The sequence below is a fragment of the Streptomyces sp. NPDC053431 genome (assembly GCF_044544925.1).
Classification (GTDB): Bacteria; Actinomycetota; Actinomycetes; order Streptomycetales; family Streptomycetaceae; genus Streptomyces.
Genome location: NZ_JBITXX010000085.1, coordinates 1 through 1,033 on the forward strand (window position 1 = coordinate 1; position 1,033 = coordinate 1,033).

The following is a 1,033-nucleotide window of genomic DNA, read 5'->3' on the forward strand; positions in this document are numbered from 1 at the left end:
TGGGCTTGATCCGCTTTGACGGACATCTGAGATCAGGGGCTCCCGCCCCGGAAGGATGATGTTCATCATGGAGAGCATGGGGAAGAAGAAGCCGCGCCCTCGCCGTTCGTTCACGCAGGAGTTCAAGGCTGAGATCGTCGACTTGTGCCGACGGGGGGACCGGTCGGTCGGTCAGGTCGCCAAGGACTTCGATCTGACGGAGACCGCGGTGCGGGACTGGGTTAAGCAGGCCGAAATCGACGCGGGTGAACGCGACGGCCTGACCAGCAGCGAACGTGAGGAACTGGCCGCACTGCGGCGGGAGAACCGCAGGCTGCGCGAGGACGTCGACATCCTCAAGCGTGCGACGGCTTTCTTCGCGACGGAGACCCGGTGAACGTGGACCCGTTCATCGAGGCGGAGAAAACCGCAGGTCACAACGTCAAACGGACGTGTGAACTCCTCGAGGTCTCCAGAACCGCCTACTACACCCGCCGCAACGGCACCCCTGGCCCCCGGGCGGTGCGGGACGCCGCGCTCACCGAACAGATCACCGTCATCCACCAGCAGTCCCGCGGAACCTATGGTGCTCCGCGCGTCCATGCCGCCCTGAAGCGCGAAGGCGCCGACTGCGGACGCCGCCGGGTCGCACGACTGATGCGACAGGCCGGACTCGCGGGCCGACACCGACGGCGTCGCCACCGCACCACCATCCCCGACCCACTTGCTGTCACCCGCCCTGACCTGGTACTTCGCGACTTCCAACCCGACGCTTCGGCCCTCGACACCCGCTGGTGCGGCGACATCACCTACATCGCCACCGACGAGGGCTGGCTCTACCTGGCCACCGTCATCGACATCGCCTCCCGCCGCGTCGTCGGCTGGGCCACCGCGGACCACCTGCGAACCGAACTCGTCGCCGACGCACTCACAGCCGCGTGCCGCACCCGTCGGCCGGCCGGTCCGGTGATCTTCCACTCCGACCGCGGCTGCCAATACACCAGCCGTGAACTCGCCACCCTCGCAGACAAGTTCAGCATTCGTCTGTCGGTCG

Annotated in this window: 2 protein-coding genes; both read left to right on the forward strand. The window is 67.0% G+C overall.

Annotated elements, in window-relative coordinates:
* The first annotated feature begins 76 nt into the window (after positions 1-76).
* The gene (locus tag ACIGXE_RS37775; protein ID WP_399754699.1) at positions 77-376 is read left to right on the forward strand and encodes a transposase; all 300 of its coding nucleotides are present in this window, start codon (positions 77-79) and stop codon (positions 374-376) included.
* The coding region (locus tag ACIGXE_RS37780; protein WP_399754701.1) for an IS3 family transposase at positions 373-1,033 on the forward strand (661 nt) is incomplete at its 3' end. The genes ACIGXE_RS37775 and ACIGXE_RS37780, both read left to right, overlap by 4 nt.